The organism is Streptomyces sp. NPDC088725 (assembly GCF_044751305.1).
Lineage (GTDB): Bacteria > Actinomycetota > Actinomycetes > Streptomycetales > Streptomycetaceae > Streptomyces.
In genome coordinates this window covers 456,109-475,355 of record NZ_JBIVLO010000003.1, presented here as the reverse complement: position 1 = coordinate 475,355, position 19,247 = coordinate 456,109, and the positions used below count along the sequence as shown (strand labels likewise).

Below are 19,247 nucleotides of genomic sequence, written 5' to 3'. Positions count from 1 at the left end.
CGGACCCGTACAGACCATGATTTGAGACGCGACCCCGAAAGAGGGATTGACGACAAGTGCTCGACGTCAACTTCTTCGACGAGCTGCGGATTGGCCTCGCCACCGCGGACGACATCCGGACCTGGTCCCACGGCGAAGTGAAGAAGCCGGAGACCATCAACTACCGCACGCTCAAGCCCGAGAAGGACGGACTCTTCTGCGAGAAGATCTTCGGTCCTACCCGGGACTGGGAGTGCTACTGCGGCAAGTACAAGCGTGTCCGCTTCAAGGGCATCATCTGTGAGCGCTGTGGCGTCGAAGTCACGCGTGCCAAGGTGCGCCGTGAGCGGATGGGCCACATCGAGCTTGCCGCTCCCGTCACCCACATCTGGTACTTCAAGGGCGTCCCGTCCCGACTGGGATACCTGCTCGACCTCGCGCCGAAGGACCTCGAAAAGGTCATCTACTTCGCCGCGTACATGATCACGTTCGTGGACGAGGAGCGCCGCACGCGCGATCTGCCGTCGCTGGAGGCCCACGTCTCCGTCGAGCGTCAGCAGACCGAGAACCGCCGCGACTCCGACCTCGAAGCCCGCGCCAAGAAGCTCGAGACCGACCTGGCCGAGCTGGAGGCCGAGGGCGCCAAGGCCGACGTGCGCCGCAAGGTGCGCGAGGGTGCCGAGCGTGAGATGAAGCAGCTGCGCGACCGTGCGCAGCGCGAGATCGACCGTCTCGACGAGGTCTGGAACCGCTTCAAGAACCTCAAGGTCCAGGACCTCGAGGGCGACGAGCTGCTCTACCGCGAGCTGCGTGACCGCTTCGGCACGTACTTCGACGGATCGATGGGTGCCGCGGCGCTGCAGAAGCGCCTGGAGTCCTTCGACCTCGACGAAGAGGCCGAGCGCCTTCGCGAGATCATCCGTACCGGCAAGGGCCAGAAGAAGACCCGTGCGCTCAAGCGCCTCAAGGTCGTCTCCGCGTTCCTGCAGACCAGCAACAGCCCCAAGGGCATGGTGCTCGACTGCGTACCGGTGATCCCGCCGGACCTGCGTCCGATGGTGCAGCTGGACGGTGGCCGCTTCGCGACCTCCGACCTGAACGACCTGTACCGCCGTGTGATCAACCGCAACAACCGCCTCAAGCGTCTCCTTGACCTCGGTGCCCCCGAGATCATCGTGAACAACGAGAAGCGGATGCTGCAGGAGGCCGTCGACGCGCTGTTCGACAACGGCCGCCGCGGTCGCCCGGTCACCGGTCCCGGTAACCGCCCGCTGAAGTCCCTGAGCGACATGCTCAAGGGCAAGCAGGGTCGTTTCCGTCAGAACCTCCTCGGCAAGCGAGTCGACTACTCGGCCCGTTCCGTGATCGTCGTCGGCCCGCAGCTCAAGCTGCACCAGTGCGGTCTGCCGAAGGCCATGGCGCTGGAGCTCTTCAAGCCGTTCGTGATGAAGCGCCTGGTGGACCTGAACCACGCGCAGAACATCAAGTCGGCGAAGCGCATGGTCGAGCGCGGCCGCACGGTCGTGTACGACGTGCTCGAAGAGGTCATCGCCGAGCACCCGGTGCTGCTGAACCGCGCACCGACCCTGCACCGCCTGGGCATCCAGGCCTTCGAGCCGCAGCTGGTCGAGGGCAAGGCCATTCAGATCCACCCGCTCGTCTGCACCGCGTTCAACGCGGACTTCGACGGTGACCAGATGGCCGTCCACCTGCCGCTGTCGGCAGAGGCGCAGGCCGAGGCCCGCATCCTGATGCTGTCCTCGAACAACATCCTGAAGCCGGCCGACGGCCGTCCCGTCACCATGCCGACCCAGGACATGGTGCTCGGACTCTTCTTCCTCACCACGGACGAGGAAGAGCGCAAGGTCATCGGCGCCGACCGGTCCTTCGGCTCCACGGCCGAGGCCACCATGGCGTTCGACAACCGCGAGCTGTCGCTCCAGGCGAAGGTCGACATCCGCTTCCCGGTGGGCACCATCCCGCCGCGCGGCTGGACCCCGCCGGCGCGCGAGGAGGGCGAGCCCGAGTACCAGCAGGGCGACACCTTCCGGCTGCGTACGACCCTGGGCCGCGCGCTCTTCAACGAGCTGCTGCCCGAGGACTACCCGTTCGTCGACTACTCGGTGGGCAAGAAGCAGCTCTCCGAGATCGTCAACGACCTGGCCGAGCGCTACCCCAAGGTCATCGTGGCGGCGACGCTCGACAACCTGAAGGCGGCCGGCTTCTTCTGGGCGACGCGTTCCGGTGTCACCGTGGCCATCTCCGACATCGTCGTCCCCGACGCGAAGAAGGCGATCGTCCAGGGTTACGAGGCCCAGGACGAGCGGGTCCAGAAGCAGTACGAGCGCGGTCTGATCACCAAGGAAGAGCGCACTCAGGAGCTCATCGCGATCTGGACCAAGGCGACCAACGAGGTCGCCGAGGCGATGAACGCGAACTTCCCGAAGACCAACCCGGTCTCCATGATGGTGAACTCGGGCGCGCGCGGAAACATGATGCAGATGCGTCAGATCGCCGGTATGCGTGGTCTGGTGTCCAACGCCAAGAACGAGACGATCCCGCGTCCCATCAAGGCGTCCTTCCGTGAAGGTCTGTCCGTGCTGGAGTACTTCATCTCCACGCACGGTGCCCGTAAGGGTCTGGCCGACACCGCCCTGCGTACCGCCGACTCGGGTTACCTGACCCGTCGTCTGGTGGACGTCTCGCAGGACGTCATCATCCGCGAGGAGGACTGCGGCACCGACCGCGGTCTGAAGCTGCGGATCGCGGAGAAGGGTGCCGACGGCGTCCTGCGCAAGACCGAGGACGTCGAGACGTCCGTGTACGCGCGCATGCTCGCCGAGGACGTCGTCGTCGACGGCAAGGTCATCGCGCCGGCCAACGTCGACCTGGGCGATGTCCTGATCGACGCGCTGGTGAACGCCGGGGTCGAGGAGGTCAAGACGCGTTCCGTCCTGACCTGTGAGTCCGCGGTCGGTACCTGCGCCTTCTGCTACGGCCGTTCGCTGGCCACCGGCAAGCTGGTCGACATCGGTGAGGCGGTCGGCATCATCGCCGCCCAGTCCATCGGTGAGCCCGGCACGCAGCTCACGATGCGTACCTTCCACACCGGTGGTGTGGCCGGTGACGACATCACCCAGGGTCTGCCCCGAGTCGTCGAGCTCTTCGAAGCCCGTACGCCGAAGGGTGTCGCCCCGATCTCCGAGGCCGCGGGTACCGTCCGCATCGAGGAGACCGAGAAGACCAAGAAGCTCGTCGTCACCCCCGACGACGGCAGCGAAGAGACTCCGTTCCCGATCTCGAAGCGTGCGCGTCTGCTCATCGGCGACGGCGACCGCGTCGAGGTGGGCCAGAAGCTCACCGTGGGTGCCACCAACCCGCACGACGTGCTGCGGATCCTCGGTCAGCGCGCGGTCCAGGTCCACCTGGTCGGCGAAGTCCAGAAGGTCTACAACTCGCAGGGTGTGTCGATCCACGACAAGCACATCGAGATCATCATCCGGCAGATGCTGCGCCGCGTGACGATCATCGAGTCGGGCGACGCGGAGCTGCTGCCCGGCGAGCTGGTCGAGCGTTCGAAGTTCGAGACCGAGAACCGTCGTGTGGTCACGGAAGGCGGCCACCCGGCCTCCGGCCGTCCGCAGCTGATGGGTATCACCAAGGCCTCGCTGGCCACCGAGTCGTGGCTGTCGGCGGCGTCCTTCCAGGAGACGACCAGGGTCCTCACCGACGCGGCGATCAACGCCAAGTCGGACTCCCTGATCGGCCTCAAGGAGAACGTCATCATCGGTAAGCTCATCCCGGCCGGTACGGGTCTGTCCCGCTACCGCAACATCCGGGTCGAGCCGACCGAGGAAGCCAAGGCCGCGATGTACTCGGCCGTCGGCTACGACGACATCGACTACTCGCCGTTCGGCACCGGCTCCGGCCAGGCCGTCCCGCTGGAGGACTACGACTACGGTCCGTACAACCAGTAAGGCGTGAGCGGACCGGAGGGCGGTCACCCCGCTTGGGGTGGCCGCCCTCCGGCGTCTCTCGTGGCAGGCGTACGCCTCGTCTGTGGTGCCTGTACGCCTCGTTCGTGGCGTGTGCGGGTCTCGCGATGCGTACACGATCGTGCGCCCACCGTCGCGTAAGAGGTCTGTGAAATGGGCCTCTCAGCATTTGTTTTGACCGGAGTCGATGAGGTAGGTACGCTCAAGCCTTGTGCCTGGGGTGTGCCTGGGCTCCTGTGCGTGTCCTCAACCGCACGCGGAGTCCGAGTACTGGCCACCGTAATCTGCGCTTTCCCCGCCGTTGGCGGGATCATGCAGCATTCGACACACCCGACCGCGTGGGTCGGAGATGTTCCAGGTTAGTTTTACGAACGGCACACAGAAACCGGAGAAGTAGTGCCTACGATCCAGCAGCTGGTCCGGAAGGGCCGGCAGGACAAGGTCGAGAAGAACAAGACGCCTGCGCTTGAGGGCTCCCCTCAGCGCCGTGGCGTGTGCACGCGTGTGTTCACGACCACCCCGAAGAAGCCCAACTCGGCGCTGCGGAAGGTCGCACGTGTGCGTCTGACCTCCGGCATCGAGGTCACGGCCTACATTCCGGGTGAGGGACACAACCTGCAGGAGCACTCCATCGTGCTCGTGCGTGGTGGCCGTGTGAAGGACCTGCCGGGTGTTCGCTACAAGATCATCCGCGGCTCCCTCGACACCCAGGGTGTCAAGAACCGCAAGCAGGCCCGCAGCCGCTACGGCGCCAAGAAGGAGAAGTAAGAATGCCTCGTAAGGGCCCCGCCCCTAAGCGCCCGGTCATCATTGACCCGGTCTACGGTTCTCCTCTTGTCACGTCGCTGATCAACAAGCTTCTGCTCAACGGCAAGCGTTCCACCGCTGAGCGGATCGTCTACGGTGCCATGGAAGGCCTCCGCGAGAAGACCGGCAACGACCCGGTCATCACGCTGAAGCGCGCGCTTGAGAACGTCAAGCCCACGCTTGAGGTCAAGTCCCGCCGTGTCGGTGGCGCCACCTACCAGGTGCCGATCGAGGTCAAGCCCGGTCGCGCCGCCACCCTCGCGCTCCGCTGGGTCGTGGGTTACTCCCGCGCCCGTCGCGAGAAGACCATGACCGAGCGCCTCATGAACGAACTGCTGGACGCCTCCAACGGCCTCGGCGCTTCGGTCAAGAAGCGTGAGGACACGCACAAGATGGCCGAGTCCAACAAGGCCTTCGCGCACTACCGCTGGTAGTCAGCGCCCACATCGAGACCGAGAGAAGATTGAGCCTTATGGCCACCACTTCGCTTGACCTGGCCAAGGTCCGCAACATTGGGATCATGGCCCACATCGACGCGGGCAAGACGACGACCACCGAGCGGATCCTGTTCTACACCGGTGTGAGCTACAAGATCGGTGAAGTCCACGATGGCGCTGCCACGATGGACTGGATGGAGCAGGAGCAGGAGCGCGGCATCACCATCACGTCCGCCGCGACGACCTGCCACTGGCCGCTCGAAAACGTCGACCACACCATCAACATCATCGACACGCCTGGCCACGTCGACTTCACCGTCGAGGTGGAGCGTTCGCTGCGCGTGCTCGACGGTGCGGTCACGGTGTTCGACGGTGTGGCCGGCGTGGAGCCCCAGTCGGAGACGGTATGGCGTCAGGCCGACCGTTACGGCGTGCCCCGTATCTGCTTCATCAACAAGCTCGACCGCACGGGCGCCGAGTTCCACCGCTGCGTCGACATGATCGTCGACCGCCTCGGTGCGGTGCCCCTGGTCATGCAGCTGCCGATCGGTGCCGAAGGTGACTTCAAGGGCGTCGTCGACCTCGTGACGATGAAGGCTCTTGTCTGGTCCGCCGAGGCCACCAAGGGCGAGATGTACGACACGCTCGACATCCCGGAGACGCACACGGAGGCGGCCGCCGAATGGCGCGGCAAGCTCCTTGAGGCCGTCGCCGAGCACGATGACGAGATGATGGAGCTGTACCTCGAGGGCCAGGAGCCCTCCGAGGAGCAGCTGTACGCGGCGATCCGCCGGATCACGCTGGCGTCCAAGGGCGCCGCGGACTCCGTCACGGTCTCCCCGGTGTTCTGCGGTACCGCGTTCAAGAACAAGGGCGTTCAGCCCCTGCTCGACGCGGTCGTGCGCTACCTGCCTTCCCCCCTCGACGTCGACGCCATCGAAGGCCACGACGTCAAGGACCCGGAGACGGTCGTCAAGCGCAAGCCGTCGGACGACGAGCCGTTCTCCGGTCTTGCCTTCAAGATCGCGAGCGACCCGCACCTCGGTAAGCTCACCTTCGTCCGGATCTACTCCGGTCGCCTCGAGGCCGGCACCGCGGTGCTGAACTCGGTCAAGGGCAAGAAGGAGCGCATCGGCAAGATCTACCGCATGCACGCGAACAAGCGTGAGGAGATCGCGTCGGTGGGCGCCGGTGACATCGTCGCCGTCATGGGTCTGAAGCAGACCACCACGGGTGAGACGCTCTGTGACGACAAGCAGCCGGTGATCCTGGAGTCCATGGACTTCCCGGCGCCGGTCATCCAGGTCGCCATCGAGCCGAAGTCCAAGGGTGACCAGGAGAAGCTGGGTGTAGCCATCCAGCGTCTCTCGGAGGAGGACCCCTCCTTCCAGGTTCACTCGGACGAGGAGACCGGCCAGACCATCATCGGTGGTATGGGCGAGCTTCACCTCGAGGTGCTGGTCGACCGTATGCGGCGCGAGTTCCGCGTCGAGGCGAACGTCGGTAAGCCGCAGGTCGCCTACCGTGAGACGATCCGCAAGACCGTCGAGCGCGTGGACTACACGCACAAGAAGCAGACCGGTGGTACCGGCCAGTTCGCGAAGGTGCAGATCGCGCTCGAGCCCATCGAGGGCGGCGAAGCGACCTACGAGTTCGTGAACAAGGTCACCGGTGGCCGCATCCCCCGTGAGTACATCCCCTCGGTGGACGCCGGTGCGCAGGAGGCCATGCAGTTCGGCATCCTCGCCGGCTACGAGATGGTGGGCGTCCGCGTCACCCTTCTCGACGGTGGTTACCACGAGGTCGACTCCTCGGAGCTGGCCTTCAAGATCGCCGGTTCGCAGGCGTTCAAGGAGGGTGCCCGCAAGGCGTCCCCCGTGCTCCTCGAGCCGATGATGGCCGTCGAGGTCACCACGCCCGAGGACTACATGGGCGATGTGATCGGCGACCTGAACTCCCGCCGTGGCCAGATCCAGGCCATGGAGGAGCGCAGTGGCGCCCGCGTCGTGAAGGGCCTCGTGCCCCTCTCGGAGATGTTCGGCTACGTCGGAGACCTCCGCAGCAAGACCTCGGGTCGCGCAAGCTACTCGATGCAGTTCGACTCCTACGCCGAGGTTCCCAGGAACGTCGCCGAGGAGATCATCGCGAAGGCCAAGGGCGAATAACTCTTCGGAGTTGAACCTTTAGCCTTGTCACCGGCAAGCCCTGGGGCATTCCCTCCGTATCCCGGAGGTAGTGCCCCGGGCCCCGGCATCCCAGCAAAGATCACCTGGCGCCGATGAGTAAGGCGTTCCAGAACCACTCCACAGGAGGCCCCCAGTGGCGAAGGCGAAGTTCGAGCGGACCAAGCCGCACGTCAACATCGGCACCATCGGTCACATTGACCACGGTAAGACGACCCTCACGGCCGCCATTACCAAGGTGCTGCACGACGCGTACCCGGACCTGAACGAGGCCTCGGCCTTCGACCAGATCGACAAGGCTCCCGAAGAGCGCCAGCGCGGTATCACCATCTCCATCGCGCACGTCGAGTACCAGACGGAGTCGCGTCACTACGCGCACGTCGACTGCCCGGGTCACGCTGACTACATCAAGAACATGATCACCGGTGCTGCCCAGATGGACGGCGCCATCCTCGTGGTCGCCGCCACCGACGGCCCGATGCCGCAGACCAAGGAGCACGTGCTCCTGGCCCGCCAGGTCGGCGTTCCGTACATCGTTGTCGCCCTGAACAAGGCCGACATGGTGGACGACGAGGAGATCCTGGAGCTCGTCGAGCTCGAGGTTCGTGAGCTGCTCTCCGAGTACGAGTTCCCGGGCGACGACCTTCCGGTCGTCAAGGTCTCGGCGCTCAAGGCGCTCGAGGGTGACAAGGAGTGGGGCCAGACCGTCCTCGACCTGATGAAGGCCGTCGACGAGTCCATCCCGCAGCCCGAGCGTGACGTCGAGAAGCCGTTCCTCATGCCGATCGAGGACGTCTTCACGATCACCGGTCGTGGCACCGTCGTCACCGGTCGTATCGAGCGTGGTGTCCTCAAGGTCAACGAGACCGTCGACATCGTCGGTATCAAGCAGGACAAGACCACCACCACGGTCACCGGTATCGAGATGTTCCGCAAGCTGCTCGACGAGGGCCAGGCCGGTGAGAACGTCGGTCTGCTCCTCCGTGGCATCAAGCGCGAGGACGTCGAGCGCGGCCAGGTCATCATCAAGCCGGGTTCGGTCACGCCGCACACCGAGTTCGAGGCGCAGTCCTACATCCTGTCGAAGGACGAGGGTGGCCGTCACACCCCCTTCTTCAACAACTACCGCCCGCAGTTCTACTTCCGTACCACGGACGTGACCGGCGTCGTGACCCTCCCCGAGGGCACCGAGATGGTCATGCCGGGCGACAACACCCTCATGACGGTCGCGCTGATCCAGCCGGTCGCCATGGAAGAGGGCCTGAAGTTCGCCATCCGTGAGGGTGGCCGGACCGTGGGCGCCGGCCAGGTCACCAAGATCCTCAAGTAATTTTTGAAGATCTGACCTGGTAGCTTCACACCAGATCAAAGGAAGGGCCCGTACGACTTCGGTCGTACGGGCCCTTCTGCTGTGCGGGGTCCGGCTCTCCTGTGCGGGGGCCGGCCCCCCGTCTGTGCGTTACCACCACGCCGGCTGCCGCGCGTGCCGGTGCGTGGCCGGGCTATCCGTCGAACACCGCGTCCAGGTCTTCCAGGGCGTACTCGCCGTAGTCGAACGCCGCTGCCAGCTCTGTCAGCGAGGCGTACTGCTCACCGGTGATCGTGAAGTAGGGCTGAGAATGTGGCGCGTTCGGCAGGGCGCGGACCAGGAGCCGGAAGGCGAGGTCGGGCGTGCACGTGTCGACCGCCTCTTCCAGCGCGTCGCCGACCTCTGGGGGAAGGTCCCCACGCGTCTCTCCCAGCACCGCCCGCACCCGGTCGGCGAGCTCCCACCCTTCGTGGAGATCCGCCTCCGCCAGTGCCGCCCCGGACGGCGCGCGCGACAGCCAGACGTCACACAGCCCGACGATGTGCCGCATCCACCCGGTGCTGTCGGCGGCCCCGTCCCTCCGGTAGAAATTCGGCCCGCTGTCCGTGCACGTCCGCCAGATCGCATCGATTCGGCCGGCGTCCAACCCGGCCGCGAGCCGCTGCGCGTCCCGGCGTACGAGAAGCACGGTCTCGGGGGCGAGGTCTTCCACGAAGTGGTACTTCACCACCGCGGTAGGTGTCGGGCCGTCGTGGTACGCGTCCTGGTGGAAGAAGCTCATCAGCCAGGGGAGGCCGAACATGAACGGGGCGGCCTTGCCGGGGCGGGGCCGGTTGCGGGGCTCGCCGTCCGGGAGGTCCACCGGACGGCTTTTTCTCGGCCGATCTTCAGCGGTCCTGGCTCCGCCCCTTACCCAGAAGGCTGGGCGACAACAGACCGCTCACAAGCCCCGCGACAATGAAGATCAGAACCCATTGCCACAGAGGTTCCCCATGCACGATTCCGACAGCTGACGCAAGAGCCCCTACCGTATCGGCGTCTTCTTTCTCATTGGCTGATTCACCCGCTCTGTCGCAGTCTTTTCCTAATTTGACCGTCTGAGGAACGAATAAATCAAATAGGCTCCGCCCGCCAGCATGAGTGTACCTAGGCCTATGTATATTGCTTGATGATCCCCGCTCTGTGATGCACCCTCGAAAATAGCGCCAAATCCCACCCCTAGCACGATAATTGTAAATATGATGAAGTTTCTCTCGGGAGCATTCTTCATTTGATCCTTTCGTGATGCGAGAGGCGTGGTTGAGCGAAGCAGCCCGAGACTGGGCCTAGTGCCGGGTGTCCATCCTGTGCAGCCGCGATGAGGCGAGGTAGGCGGCCGGTGTAGCCGAGGGGGCGATGCCGACCGCTCCCGGAGCTGCGCTAGGTGGAAAGGGCCTGTGCGAAGCGCTCTGCCTCGTTGCTGTATCGCGGAGCCACGGAGTACTCCGTTGTCCTCCTGCCGGAAATGCTGCTGAGCTGCAGCCGCCGCCGGTTGAGCGACAGGAGAACTCGGCATGGTTCATTCCGCTGGATCCGCCAAAGGATCTCGTCGGGCCGGCTCGTGAGCCTGTTGTAGGAGAACGCCATGGCGTGGGAGCTTGAGAGCCCGAGCACACACCCGCGAAAGAGGAGACCATATGGCAGCGGGCCTGCGGGGTAACGGACTGGGAACGCTGTCTCAAGCGTCTCGCCGTCAGGAAGCAGAGCTTGTAGGTCCTTGGCGGACCAGGTGAGTTCCATGACTACTGCTCTCCTCCAGTCGCAGAACCTGGTTGAGCGAGGCGGGCTGTGGTCTCGCTGCAGTACAGGGTGTCGGTCTTGGTACGGCTCCGACGGGTCGAGTTAGGCGTTGGCGTGGCCGAAGGTTGGATTGGGTCGGCGACGGGGGTGGCGGGTTCGGCGCGGGTGCTGTCGTTGGGGCGGTTGTCCCGCCAGCCCCGCATCGTGCGGGGGCGAGGAGGATGGGCGGGGCGCCTTGATGGGTGATGAGGCGGTGGTACGGGTTCCCGCCGGATCCCGTGCGAATCCCTTGTGACGTCCGCCAGTTGTTGTGTGGGTGGTGCCATCAAGGCTTTGGCCGACGCAAGGCGCGTAAGTGGTGAGGTGGCGGACATTCCGTTCGCCTCGCGCCCAGTCGCGCCGTCAGCGTCCGACGGTCAGTGGTCTCCCAGAACGGCGAACGCGAAGGCGAGGCGGCGGTCTAGCCAGTCGGCGGGGATCTTCACTTCGGCACCTTCTTGGGAGGTCATGACGACCTTGTTGTCCGCGTGCCATTCGAGAGTCCGGTGCCTGGGGGACCGTTCACCGCCGTCCCCGCCGCTGATTGCGGAACCCACAAGGCCAAGGGCAAGTACGACGGCGACGCGGCCGACGTTTTCCGCTGTGGAACTGCCGCTGCCCAGTTCGTTGCGACCGATGATCTCCGGGTGCCCGGGCTGGTCGATGCGCCAGGTGTGCCGGAAGGGGCGTCGTGGGGGGATGCGCCGGAGTGTTCCGATGATGTGGCCCTGGCCGTCGCGGACCGTATGGTGCCGCTCCCCGTCGACTTCGTTGGGGGCGTCGACGGAGCAGAGCAGGCGTTGGGCCCCAGGGTCCTCGTAGAGAGCGATACCAGGCTCGGCCGGCTGCTCGGCGCTCCTGGATCTGGGCGCGAGGTAGGCGCAGGGCGCGTTGACCCGGTAATCCCTGCCGTTCTTGGGCACCCGTATCGCTCGTGGCCCGAAGACGGCGCGCTTGCGCTTGGTCGTAGGGGGCCGTTCCACGTTGCTGACGATGAACTGGTAGACGTTCGCCCACGCGACGGGCTCCACCGGGGGTTCCTCGACCTTTTTGCCCCTGCCGAACGCCATGTGTCGCCTCCTGGACCGGACTTGGTGCTGTGACACTCAGACCCTAACGGTCGAGGCACGTGGAGGCCGTCGTGTCTCGGGACGGCCGTTACCGCCGCCTCGGCGTCTGCGCGAGTTGGCCCAGATTGGTTGGGACGGGTATTGATAATCGGGCCCGCGGCTGAAGTACTGTTTCGACACCTCATCCCTCGAACGCTGGTTGCGCTCTTCGGGAGTCGCGGAACGGCCAGGGCTTCGTCGGTGTCGCGCCACGTCGCGTAATGCGCCAGCGTACGCGGGGCTGCCCTCGTCATCAGGCAGCGAGATCACCCGTGGCCGACCTCCTTTCATCCTGAAACCGCAGCTCGCGCCAGTCGAGGCCGTTCACAGCCCAGATATCTCCTTGAGAAAGTTTCAGGAGAATGTCGATTACTTCATCCCATGAGTCGAAGGTAATTTTTCCTGTAATCACAGAGAGGTCCTCAGTGTTACCCGACCCGGCGTCGGTCGGCGAAAGCACTGATGCACCATCCTGACTCGTGCTGCAATGAACTATCTGAGCGTTCATCATTTGCCATCGTTTGCAGACGTGAGTCGATCGCCCGAAGGTGCGCCTCGCCGGGGTCATCGACGGATGGCCCCATAACGTCACGCATGAAGTGAGACATGAATTCACCTTCTGTGCGGGCGCTTCAACGGTGGAACAGGAGAGAGATGTTCGTTCGGAGGAAGGGATCCTGCAATGCATGGAAGCGGAAAAGTACCTGAAGGTAACGCTGGGCAGGGGGGCGGGCTCGACCTGGATGAAATCGAAGAGGCGTGTTCGGCGGCTACACCTGGCCCGTGGTTCGTCAGGAACGTCGATGATGACTACGCCATGAACCTCGTTGCCGTCAGCACCGTGGAAGATACGGGGCGCGGAGAGAGGTGGCCCGCGTTCGACCATGGCGAGATGATCGCCGCGACGTTGGTTCAGCACCCTCGCTACGTGGATTGCGCGGACGGCCTGTGGGACGAGAACGCGGCGTTCATTGCCATGGCGCGGGATGCGGTGCCGCGCCTCGTGGAGGAAGTGAAGCGTCTTCGACGGTTGCTCGCCTCCGCCGACGAGTGATCTTCCGCGTGGCCTTCGTACGCAGACGGACTCGCAATGCCGGGGGTGGTGGTGCCTGGGTGAGGCAGTCGCGGCATTTTCCTGGTGTGGGGGCGCGGTAGGCGCGGTCGCAGTTTTCGCAGTTCTGGAGGGGGTCGGGGCGGGCGGTGATGCGGGCTGTGGGGAGGGGTGGTGGGAGTTGGTCGGTGAGGCGGTGGGCGAGGAGTGCGGCGGGGTGGCGTGGTTCGGTGGGGAGGCCGTTGGTGAGGGTGTGGTGTACGGCGTCGGGGGTGGCGCCGCGTTCGAGCCAGGCGGCTACGGCTGGGGCGAGGCGGTGTACGTCGCGTTCGGGGAGCAGGAGTTGGGGTGCGTCGCGGTGGAGGCTTGCCAGGAGGGTGATGGCGGTGGTGTGGCGTTCGGGGTCGTGGGCCTGCGGTGCGGGCAGCGGGGGCGGTGTGGGGCGAGCTTGCGCGGGCGGTGTGGGTGCTGGCGTGGGTGCGGGTTCTGGGGCGGCCGGGGGAGCGGTGGGGGTCGGGTCTGGTGCTGCGGGCGTGTGTGTGGGGCTTGTTGGGCGCGTGGGGTGGGATGGGGCCGGTCGTCGTGCGGCACGGGGCGCGGTCGGTGTCGTCGGGCCGCCGGGTGCGGTGCGCGGGCGCTGCTGATGCCGGGCGGGCGCACCGGACGAGGGCCGAACGGAGGCGCCTGATCTGCTGGACGACGGGCGGGCGGGCCTGGGTTCGCCGGGCTGCGTCTGCGTCTGCGCCTGTGCCAGACCGGATCCGTGCGCGGCGGCTTCTCGGGCGAGGCGGGCGCGGGTGGCTTCTGGGTGGTTGTACGAGATGGTGCGGGTGATGATCCGGCCGTCGGGTGTGTGGTCGAGGGTTCGTTCGAGGTAGCCGTGGGCTTCCAACTCCCGCAGGGCGGAGGAGATTCGGTCGCGTCCCTCGGTGAATTTCCTGGCCAGGGTGATGATGTCGACGGACGCGCCGTCGGGCAGGGACTGGATGTGTGTGGCCAGTCCGATCGCGGTCAGGGAGAGCTCGCGGTGCTGGGCGAGGTGGTTGCCGATGATCGTGAACCGCTGGCGGTGCGTTTCGTTCATCTTGGTGACTCCACGGGGGGATCGTGGAACCACACGTCGGGCGCGCGAGGGCGCGCTAAAGTTCTGTTCAGCCATCGGGAAGCTACTTCTTCCTTGGTGGTCAGGCCTCCGATCGGGATTGCAGTCCCGGCCGGGGGCCATTTCTGTTTGCGGTTGTTTGGGCTGAGCTTGCCTCGCCGATGGCCCTCCGCGCCAGCTGAGTTGGGTGAGATCACCCGTGCGAGTGACCGGGAACCCGAGGTCACAGACGGTGGGTTGGGTTGGGTGGGTTGTTCTTTCTCTTTTCAGTCCTCTGTAGGTATATGCGCCGCCCCGCCGTCGAACTCGTCACCGGGTGACGGGTTTCCGGCATCCGGTACACGGCCACCCGAACCCTCCTATCCCGGGCTCGGATCCAGCTCCGCCCAGACCGTCTTGCGTGGCACGGGCCCCGGCGTTACCACCCAGCGGTCGGCCGGTGCCTCGACGATCAGCAGCCGTGTCCGGACTCGGCGGTGTCGGCCGGCGCGGCCGCAGTACCCGGCGCGGGCAGAAGCTGCTCGTCGCAGGCATCTGACACCTCGATCCGCAGAAGCGCGCCGCCGTGGACGTGAGGCCCAGTCCGAAGTCCCGGCCGGGAACGCGTGCGTGGACGGTGGCGTTGGCCGACGGCTCGGTGACGATCTGCGCGGCCGCCTCGCACGGCAGCCCCCACGCGCCGAGATGCGCGGTGGTCGGCAGCCATAGCAGCAACGACGGCCCGGCATGCGTCGAGGTCGCGGCTGTGTCCGGTGCCCTCCGTGTCCGTGACTCCAAGAACGTGCCGGGTCCGCAGCTCGGTTTCGCGTCCGACGCGTGGGCGGCTTTTGTCCCATACGGGTCGGAGAGCTGAACCACCCACTCGCGCCCCGGCGCCCGGACCACTCGGGCACAGGGCCCGTTGCTGTCCCAAGAACACCGATAAAAACGCCGGTCCGGATGGTCTCCTCCGTTTCGGCCGCCGCCGCGAGAAGGGTGGTGCGGTCCGCCGTCTCTTCTCTACCTTTGTCACCCGAGGTACCTACCGGGTGCCCGTCGTGACCTCGTGGATCGACGGCGCCGAGGCGGCCGTCCAGACCTCCCAGCCGTCGAATGGCCGACGGGCCCCGCCCGATTCGGGGGCGCGCCGGGCAGCGGTGGCAAGCTGTCCGGTGACGCTGCCGCGCAAGGGAATCGCATCTCTTCAAGAGGAACGGAGCGGCACCTCATGAGTGACGTCGTAAGGGTCGGCCTGGTCGGTGTCGGGATCATCGCGAAGACGCATCTCGAGGTCCTGGCCGAACGGTCCGAAGTCGCCCTGGACTTCACCGTCGATCCGGACCATTCGCGCGCGCCGGCCTTCCGCGGCGGTGAGCCGCCCCACTACAGCGGGCTGGCCGACGCGCTCGCGGAACACAGTCCCGACCTGGTCGTGATCGCCACTCCCACCGACACCCACGCGGAGCTGGCTGTCCAGGCGCTGACCCTGTCCGGGGCCCGTGTGCTGGTCGAGAAGCCGCTCGTCCACGACCTCCCGTCGCTGGCCCGGCTGCGCGCCCTGGAGGAGGCGGTCGACGTGCGGGGCCGTCTGTTCACCGCGTACCACTTCGCGTTCTCGCCGGAGGTCCGCTGGGCCGCGCGGCAGCTCGCCGCGCACCCGGAATGGGGGCCGGTCACGGGCATCACGTCGGCTTTCTACGACCCATACGTACTCCGCCGCGAGCAGGCGGTCGCCTCGTACACGTCCAGCTGGATGGACTCGGGGGTGAACCAGCTCAGCATGCTCGCCCGCTTCGTTGATCTCACCGCCCTCGACTCCGCGCGGAGTCTGGACGGCGGCGCCAGTGCGTGGTGCACCGCGAGCTACCGCTCGCGCGGCACCGTGGGCACGGCCCGGCTGCGCAGCAGCTGGCTCACCGGCTACAGCAGTAAGGAGTCGGCGCTCACCTTCGGCCGTTCCGGCGTGGAGCTGTGGATCGACCACACCGCGATGACCGGCTTCGCGGCCCGGGACGGCGAACTGCTGGCCACACACGGCGACGACGGCGCGACGCCCAGGAAGATCGCGCACTACCGGCCGCTGTACGCATCCCTGCTGTCCGGCAGCCCCGATCCGGTCCTGGGCTTCGCCACGGCCGAGACCATTACGGAGATCCATCACACGAAGCCTGCGCCGTCGCCCGTGAGCGGCGGCCCGGGGTGACAGTTCCCTGTGCCGGGACGGCGCGCTGGATCCGGTCTCCGGCCGGCGCTCGGCCGGGGCGGTGAGCCGGTCGGCGCGTCGCACGGTCGGGCCTGGCGATGCCGAACGAGGCTCGCCCCGCGGCCGAGGTCCTTGCGGAGATCCATCACGCGACTCCCGCGCACGCGCCCGTGGAGCGCGGCACGCTGGGTTCAGTAAACGCGTGAAAGTTACTCCGGGAGTATGAAAACCCCTCGTTCCACCACATCGGGGAGGATGCGAGCGGCTGCCCGGAAGTCGTTGTCGTCGTGGAGGACGACCAGACCGTGGTGCGCCGCCGATGCGCAGACAAGCCAGTCGACCGGGGACAGGCTCTGGTGCTGCCCACGCTGGGCGAGCCGGTACTGGGCTGCCTCGATCCAGTCCCAGGCCCGTTTCGGCACCGGCACGTCGGGATGGAGATCAGTGAACATCTCGGTCATCTGGTCGTACTCGTCGAGGCTGCGAGCTGATTGTCGGAACTCGGTGCGCTGTGGAGCACATGATCCGATCGCTCCTTCGTCAAGCTCGTGCCCCCACACATCATTCAGCTTGCGGTCGCGCTGAAGACGCCAGACGGCGGTGGAGTCGGCGAGATAGCGGATCACGGTCAGGCGGCTCCTGTCTCCGTCTCCTGGCTGTAGGGGGCACCCTTTTCCGCGGCATGGCGCCGCAGGAACGCTGCTTCGTCCCAGTGCTGGGCACTCTCCAGATGGCGCAGCCTCCTCTCGGTGCGTTGACGCCTCTCCGCGTATTCACGCAACGCGATGTTCACGGTCTCCTTCTTGGTCTTGGCGCCGGACAGCCGCATCGCCTCTGTGAGCGCCTCGTCATCGATGTCGATTTGGGTGGCGGACATGACATACCTCCGGTTCCGGGCTTCCCATGCTCCATACAAAGGTAAGCCATCATGCATACAAAGCTCGCGGTGATCAGGAGGAAGCGCGCAAACCGGAGCGGTCAATGGCGATCAATGTCGGCCCCGCCCGTCCCCGGCGCGATGGGCCGGTCGTCCCGCACCCCGATCCCGGCCCGCCATGTCCTCGCACACGTGCTCTACTCTTTGGGCGCTTGATCGAGTTCGATTAAATTGGCTGTCCGGCAAGGAGTTTGACCGTGGAGATGACCGCGAACGTTCTGGTGGGCCTGGTGGCCGCCCTCCACGTCTACATCCTGGTCCTGGAGATGTTCCTGTGGGAGCGCCCGCCGGGCCGCGGCCTCTCCGGGCTCGACGCCGACATGGCCCGCGCGAGCGCGCCGCTCGCCGCCAACCAGGGCCTGTACAACGGCTTCCTGGCCGCGGGGCTGATATGGGGCCTGGTCGAGAGCGACCCGACGGGTTTCCACGTCCAGGTCTTCTTCCTCTGCTGCGTAGTGGTCGCCGGTGTGTACGGCGGTGTCACGGCGAACCGGCGGATCCTGGTGGCCCAGGCGCTGCCCGGCGCGCTGGCGCTGGCGGCCGTACTCGTCGCGGGCTGACTTCCGGCTTGGAGCGCGGGGAGGTCGCGTGCCGCGTCCCCCATGAGTGAGGCCGCGGCACGCGGTCCCGAGCGCCCCAGCAGATCGAGCCGGGCGCACGCGCCGCCGGTACCCGCCGTCCCGGAGCCAGAATCCGCGCGGTGGCGGGCAGACGGACGCGCCTGGCGCCCCGGCGGGGTGGGGAGAGCGGCGCGGTGAACGCCTCTACAGAGGACGGGCGTTGGAGCCGGACGAGGGAATCGGGTCTCCGCTCGCCCCACGGCGGTTCGAGGACCGAGCAGTCAGTCGGGCCAGGGCGGCTGTCACGAGTGCGGTCGTTCCGGTCTCCAGGGTGAGGCGGACGCTGGGCAGGTAGCGGGACGAGTGGTTGCCGGGCAGACCACGGAATTTCTCGGCGGCTCCGGTGCCTGGCGCGGCCGCCCACTGCGCGGGGCCGACGGCGCCGAGCATCCAGTAGCCGCCGCGGATGCCGGCACGGCCGTGGAGATGGGCGCCCGCACCGGTGAGGAGCGGGAAGTCCTCGGTGGCCGAGGTGGCGGGCCAGCCGGTGACCCGGGCGGCGCCGAAGGCGGCCACGTGGGCGGAGCGGATGGCGGTCGTGACGTCCGGGTCGGCGAGGGTGACCGCGGAACGGGACGACTCCGTGACAGTGACCCCCGGCGGCAGGGCCGCCGAACTGGCCTCGGCCCGGGCCACGCGTTCCACGGCCGAGGCGGCACGGTCGAGGGCCGCTTCGGAGAAGGCGCGGACGGTGACGCGCAGCACGGCTCGCGAGGCGATCACGTTCCCCGTGTCCGCGGTCCGCAGCGAGGAGGCGGTGACGACCAGCCGCTCGGCGGGGTCGGTCTCGCGGGCCGCGACGGCGGAGAGGCGCGTCACGACGCCGGCCGCGGCCAGCAGCGGGTCGGCGGTGAGGTGCGGGGCGGCGGAGTGGCCGCCGTCGCCCTCGAAGCACACCTCCAGCGTTCGGCTGCCGGCCAGTACCGGGCCGTCGGCGTGGGCCACCATGCCTGCGGGGAAGGACGCCGTGTGCTGCGCGAGGACCACGTCGGGCGGGGTGATCCGGTCGTACAGACCGTCCTCCAGCATGGCCCTGGCACCGCTGAGGGTTTCCTCGGCGGGTTGGCCGACGACAAGAAGGGTGCCCCGCCAGCCGTCCCGCCGTGCCGCGAGCCAGCGAGCGGCGGCCGCCGCGCAGGCCAGGTGGGCGTCGTGGCCGCAGGCGTGCATCACGGGGACGGGCTGCCCGTCCGGCCCCGGGGCGGTGACGGTACTCGCATAGGGGACACCGGTCCGCTCGGCCACGGGCAGGGCGTCGAGTTCGGCGCGCAGGAGGACGGCCGGGCCGTCGCCGTTGGTGAGTTCGGCGGCGACGCCATGGCCGCCGAGGCCGCGCAGTACGCGGAAGCCGTCCGTCTCGAGCCAGTCCGCGAAGCGGGCAGCGGTGCGGCGTTCGGCGCCGGAGAGCTCGGGATGCCGGTGCAGGTCGAGGTACAGCTCGGTGGCGGACGGCAGCAGGGTGTTCAGTCCGGGCAGGGCGTGTTCATGAACGGAGCGGTCGGAGCCCGTGGTCGTACCGGGTCTGTCGTGGTCGCTGGTCACGGGCGGGACTCCTGAGGTTGGCCGGGCGCACGTGGGCGGGGAGGGGATGGTGGAGTGGCGCGCGAGAGGGACGGATTCAGTGATCAGCTGTACGCCGGACGGGCCCGGTGGAACGCGGTCCGACGGCGGCGCTTCGGCGGAATGGCAGGTGGCACCGGTGACACAGGGGGACGGGC

Annotated in this window: 16 protein-coding genes and 1 pseudogene; 9 read left to right on the top strand and 8 right to left on the bottom strand. The window is 67.0% G+C overall.

Translation table 11 applies throughout. The features are described 5' to 3' along the window. Positions 1-56: 56 nt before the first annotated feature. The 5 genes from ACIP6N_RS09220 to tuf all read left to right on the top strand — a co-directional run bounded on the left by ACIP6N_RS09220 (position 57) and on the right by tuf (position 8,731). Positions 57-3,956 (top strand): DNA-directed RNA polymerase subunit beta', encoded by a 3,900-nt coding sequence (locus ACIP6N_RS09220; protein WP_401814101.1) that lies wholly within the window; start codon positions 57-59, stop codon positions 3,954-3,956. 414 nt (positions 3,957-4,370) lie between these two features. Further along, positions 4,371-4,742: a 30S ribosomal protein S12 gene (gene rpsL / locus ACIP6N_RS09215; RefSeq protein ID WP_003948652.1), complete on the top strand. Its 372-nt coding sequence runs from the start codon at positions 4,371-4,373 to the stop codon at positions 4,740-4,742. Between the two features lie 2 nt (positions 4,743-4,744). After that, entirely contained in the window at positions 4,745-5,215 is a 471-nt protein-coding gene (gene rpsG, locus ACIP6N_RS09210) for a 30S ribosomal protein S7 (protein WP_030351427.1), read from the top strand. Positions 5,216-5,253: 38 nt separating this feature from the next. Then, the gene (fusA, locus tag ACIP6N_RS09205) at positions 5,254-7,383 is read left to right on the top strand and encodes an elongation factor G (RefSeq protein ID WP_401814100.1); all 2,130 of its coding nucleotides are present in this window, start codon (positions 5,254-5,256) and stop codon (positions 7,381-7,383) included. A gap of 154 nt (positions 7,384-7,537) precedes the next feature. Further along, entirely contained in the window at positions 7,538-8,731 is a 1,194-nt protein-coding gene (gene tuf / locus ACIP6N_RS09200) for an elongation factor Tu (protein WP_401814099.1), read from the top strand. A gap of 172 nt (positions 8,732-8,903) precedes the next feature. Here tuf and ACIP6N_RS09195 read toward each other — a convergent pair whose 3' ends face one another. The 3 genes from ACIP6N_RS09195 to ACIP6N_RS09185 all read right to left on the bottom strand — a co-directional run bounded on the left by ACIP6N_RS09195 (position 8,904) and on the right by ACIP6N_RS09185 (position 12,097). After that, positions 8,904-9,572 (bottom strand): hypothetical protein, encoded by a 669-nt coding sequence (locus ACIP6N_RS09195; protein WP_401814097.1) that lies wholly within the window; start codon positions 9,570-9,572, stop codon positions 8,904-8,906. Positions 9,573-10,905: 1,333 nt separating this feature from the next. Next, positions 10,906-11,598: a hypothetical protein gene (locus ACIP6N_RS09190; RefSeq protein ID WP_401814095.1), complete on the bottom strand. Its 693-nt coding sequence runs from the start codon at positions 11,596-11,598 to the stop codon at positions 10,906-10,908. A 292-nt stretch (positions 11,599-11,890) separates the two neighbouring features. Then, positions 11,891-12,097 (bottom strand): hypothetical protein, encoded by a 207-nt coding sequence (locus tag ACIP6N_RS09185; protein ID WP_401814093.1) that lies wholly within the window; start codon positions 12,095-12,097, stop codon positions 11,891-11,893. Positions 12,098-12,319: 222 nt separating this feature from the next. Between ACIP6N_RS09185 and ACIP6N_RS09180 the strand changes: the two genes are divergently transcribed. Continuing rightward, positions 12,320-12,691: a hypothetical protein gene (locus tag ACIP6N_RS09180; protein WP_401814092.1), complete on the top strand. Its 372-nt coding sequence runs from the start codon at positions 12,320-12,322 to the stop codon at positions 12,689-12,691. Here ACIP6N_RS09180 and ACIP6N_RS09175 read toward each other — a convergent pair. Next, a complete protein-coding gene (locus tag ACIP6N_RS09175; RefSeq protein ID WP_401814090.1) occupies positions 12,606-13,772 on the bottom strand; it encodes a hypothetical protein in 1,167 nt (388 codons plus the stop codon). The genes ACIP6N_RS09180 and ACIP6N_RS09175 overlap by 86 nt on opposite strands. A 377-nt stretch (positions 13,773-14,149) precedes the next feature. Continuing rightward, a pseudogene (locus tag ACIP6N_RS09170) lies at positions 14,150-14,504 on the bottom strand (ATP-binding protein). Between ACIP6N_RS09170 and ACIP6N_RS09165 the strand changes: the two are divergent. Continuing rightward, positions 14,407-14,643: a DUF397 domain-containing protein gene (locus ACIP6N_RS09165; protein ID WP_401814089.1), complete on the top strand. Its 237-nt coding sequence runs from the start codon at positions 14,407-14,409 to the stop codon at positions 14,641-14,643. The pseudogene ACIP6N_RS09170 and the gene ACIP6N_RS09165 sit on opposite strands and share 98 nt — an antisense overlap. A 354-nt stretch (positions 14,644-14,997) precedes the next feature. After that, positions 14,998-15,972: a Gfo/Idh/MocA family protein gene (locus ACIP6N_RS09160; protein WP_401814087.1), complete on the top strand. Its 975-nt coding sequence runs from the start codon at positions 14,998-15,000 to the stop codon at positions 15,970-15,972. A 209-nt stretch (positions 15,973-16,181) separates the two neighbouring features. Here ACIP6N_RS09160 and ACIP6N_RS09155 read toward each other — a convergent pair whose 3' ends face one another. Together ACIP6N_RS09155 and ACIP6N_RS09150 are read right to left on the bottom strand one after the other, a co-directional pair. Then, positions 16,182-16,598, bottom strand: a complete 417-nt coding sequence (locus tag ACIP6N_RS09155) for a PIN domain-containing protein (RefSeq protein WP_401814085.1) — start codon at positions 16,596-16,598, stop codon at positions 16,182-16,184. Between the two features lie 2 nt (positions 16,599-16,600). After that, positions 16,601-16,849: a type II toxin-antitoxin system VapB family antitoxin gene (locus ACIP6N_RS09150; RefSeq protein WP_401814084.1), complete on the bottom strand. Its 249-nt coding sequence runs from the start codon at positions 16,847-16,849 to the stop codon at positions 16,601-16,603. Positions 16,850-17,106: 257 nt separating this feature from the next. Here ACIP6N_RS09150 and ACIP6N_RS09145 point away from each other — a divergent pair, with 257 nt between their 5' ends. Further along, on the top strand, positions 17,107-17,469 hold the full coding sequence (locus ACIP6N_RS09145) for a DUF1304 domain-containing protein (RefSeq protein WP_401814082.1): 363 nt from the start codon (positions 17,107-17,109) through the stop codon (positions 17,467-17,469). Positions 17,470-17,673: 204 nt separating this feature from the next. Here the strand turns inward: ACIP6N_RS09145 and ACIP6N_RS09140 are convergent, their stop codons facing one another. Further along, positions 17,674-19,071 (bottom strand): amidohydrolase, encoded by a 1,398-nt coding sequence (locus tag ACIP6N_RS09140; RefSeq protein ID WP_401814081.1) that lies wholly within the window; start codon positions 19,069-19,071, stop codon positions 17,674-17,676. Between the last annotated feature and the right edge of the window lie 176 nt (positions 19,072-19,247).

Bases quoted from the DNA above. Each gene is read 5' to 3' on its own strand.
- ACIP6N_RS09150 (WP_401814084.1), bottom strand. From the start codon at position 16,849: ATGTCCGCCACCCAAATCGACATCGATGACGAGGCGCTCACAGAGGCG.
- ACIP6N_RS09190 (WP_401814095.1), bottom strand. From the start codon at position 11,598: ATGGCGTTCGGCAGGGGCAAAAAGGTCGAGGAACCCCCGGTGGAGCCC.
- ACIP6N_RS09160 (WP_401814087.1), top strand. From the start codon at position 14,998: ATGAGTGACGTCGTAAGGGTCGGCCTGGTCGGTGTCGGGATCATCGCG.
- fusA (WP_401814100.1), top strand. From the start codon at position 5,254: ATGGCCACCACTTCGCTTGACCTGGCCAAGGTCCGCAACATTGGGATC.
- ACIP6N_RS09180 (WP_401814092.1), top strand. From the start codon at position 12,320: ATGCATGGAAGCGGAAAAGTACCTGAAGGTAACGCTGGGCAGGGGGGC.
- ACIP6N_RS09175 (WP_401814090.1), bottom strand. From the start codon at position 13,772: ATGAACGAAACGCACCGCCAGCGGTTCACGATCATCGGCAACCACCTC.
- rpsG (WP_030351427.1), top strand. From the start codon at position 4,745: ATGCCTCGTAAGGGCCCCGCCCCTAAGCGCCCGGTCATCATTGACCCG.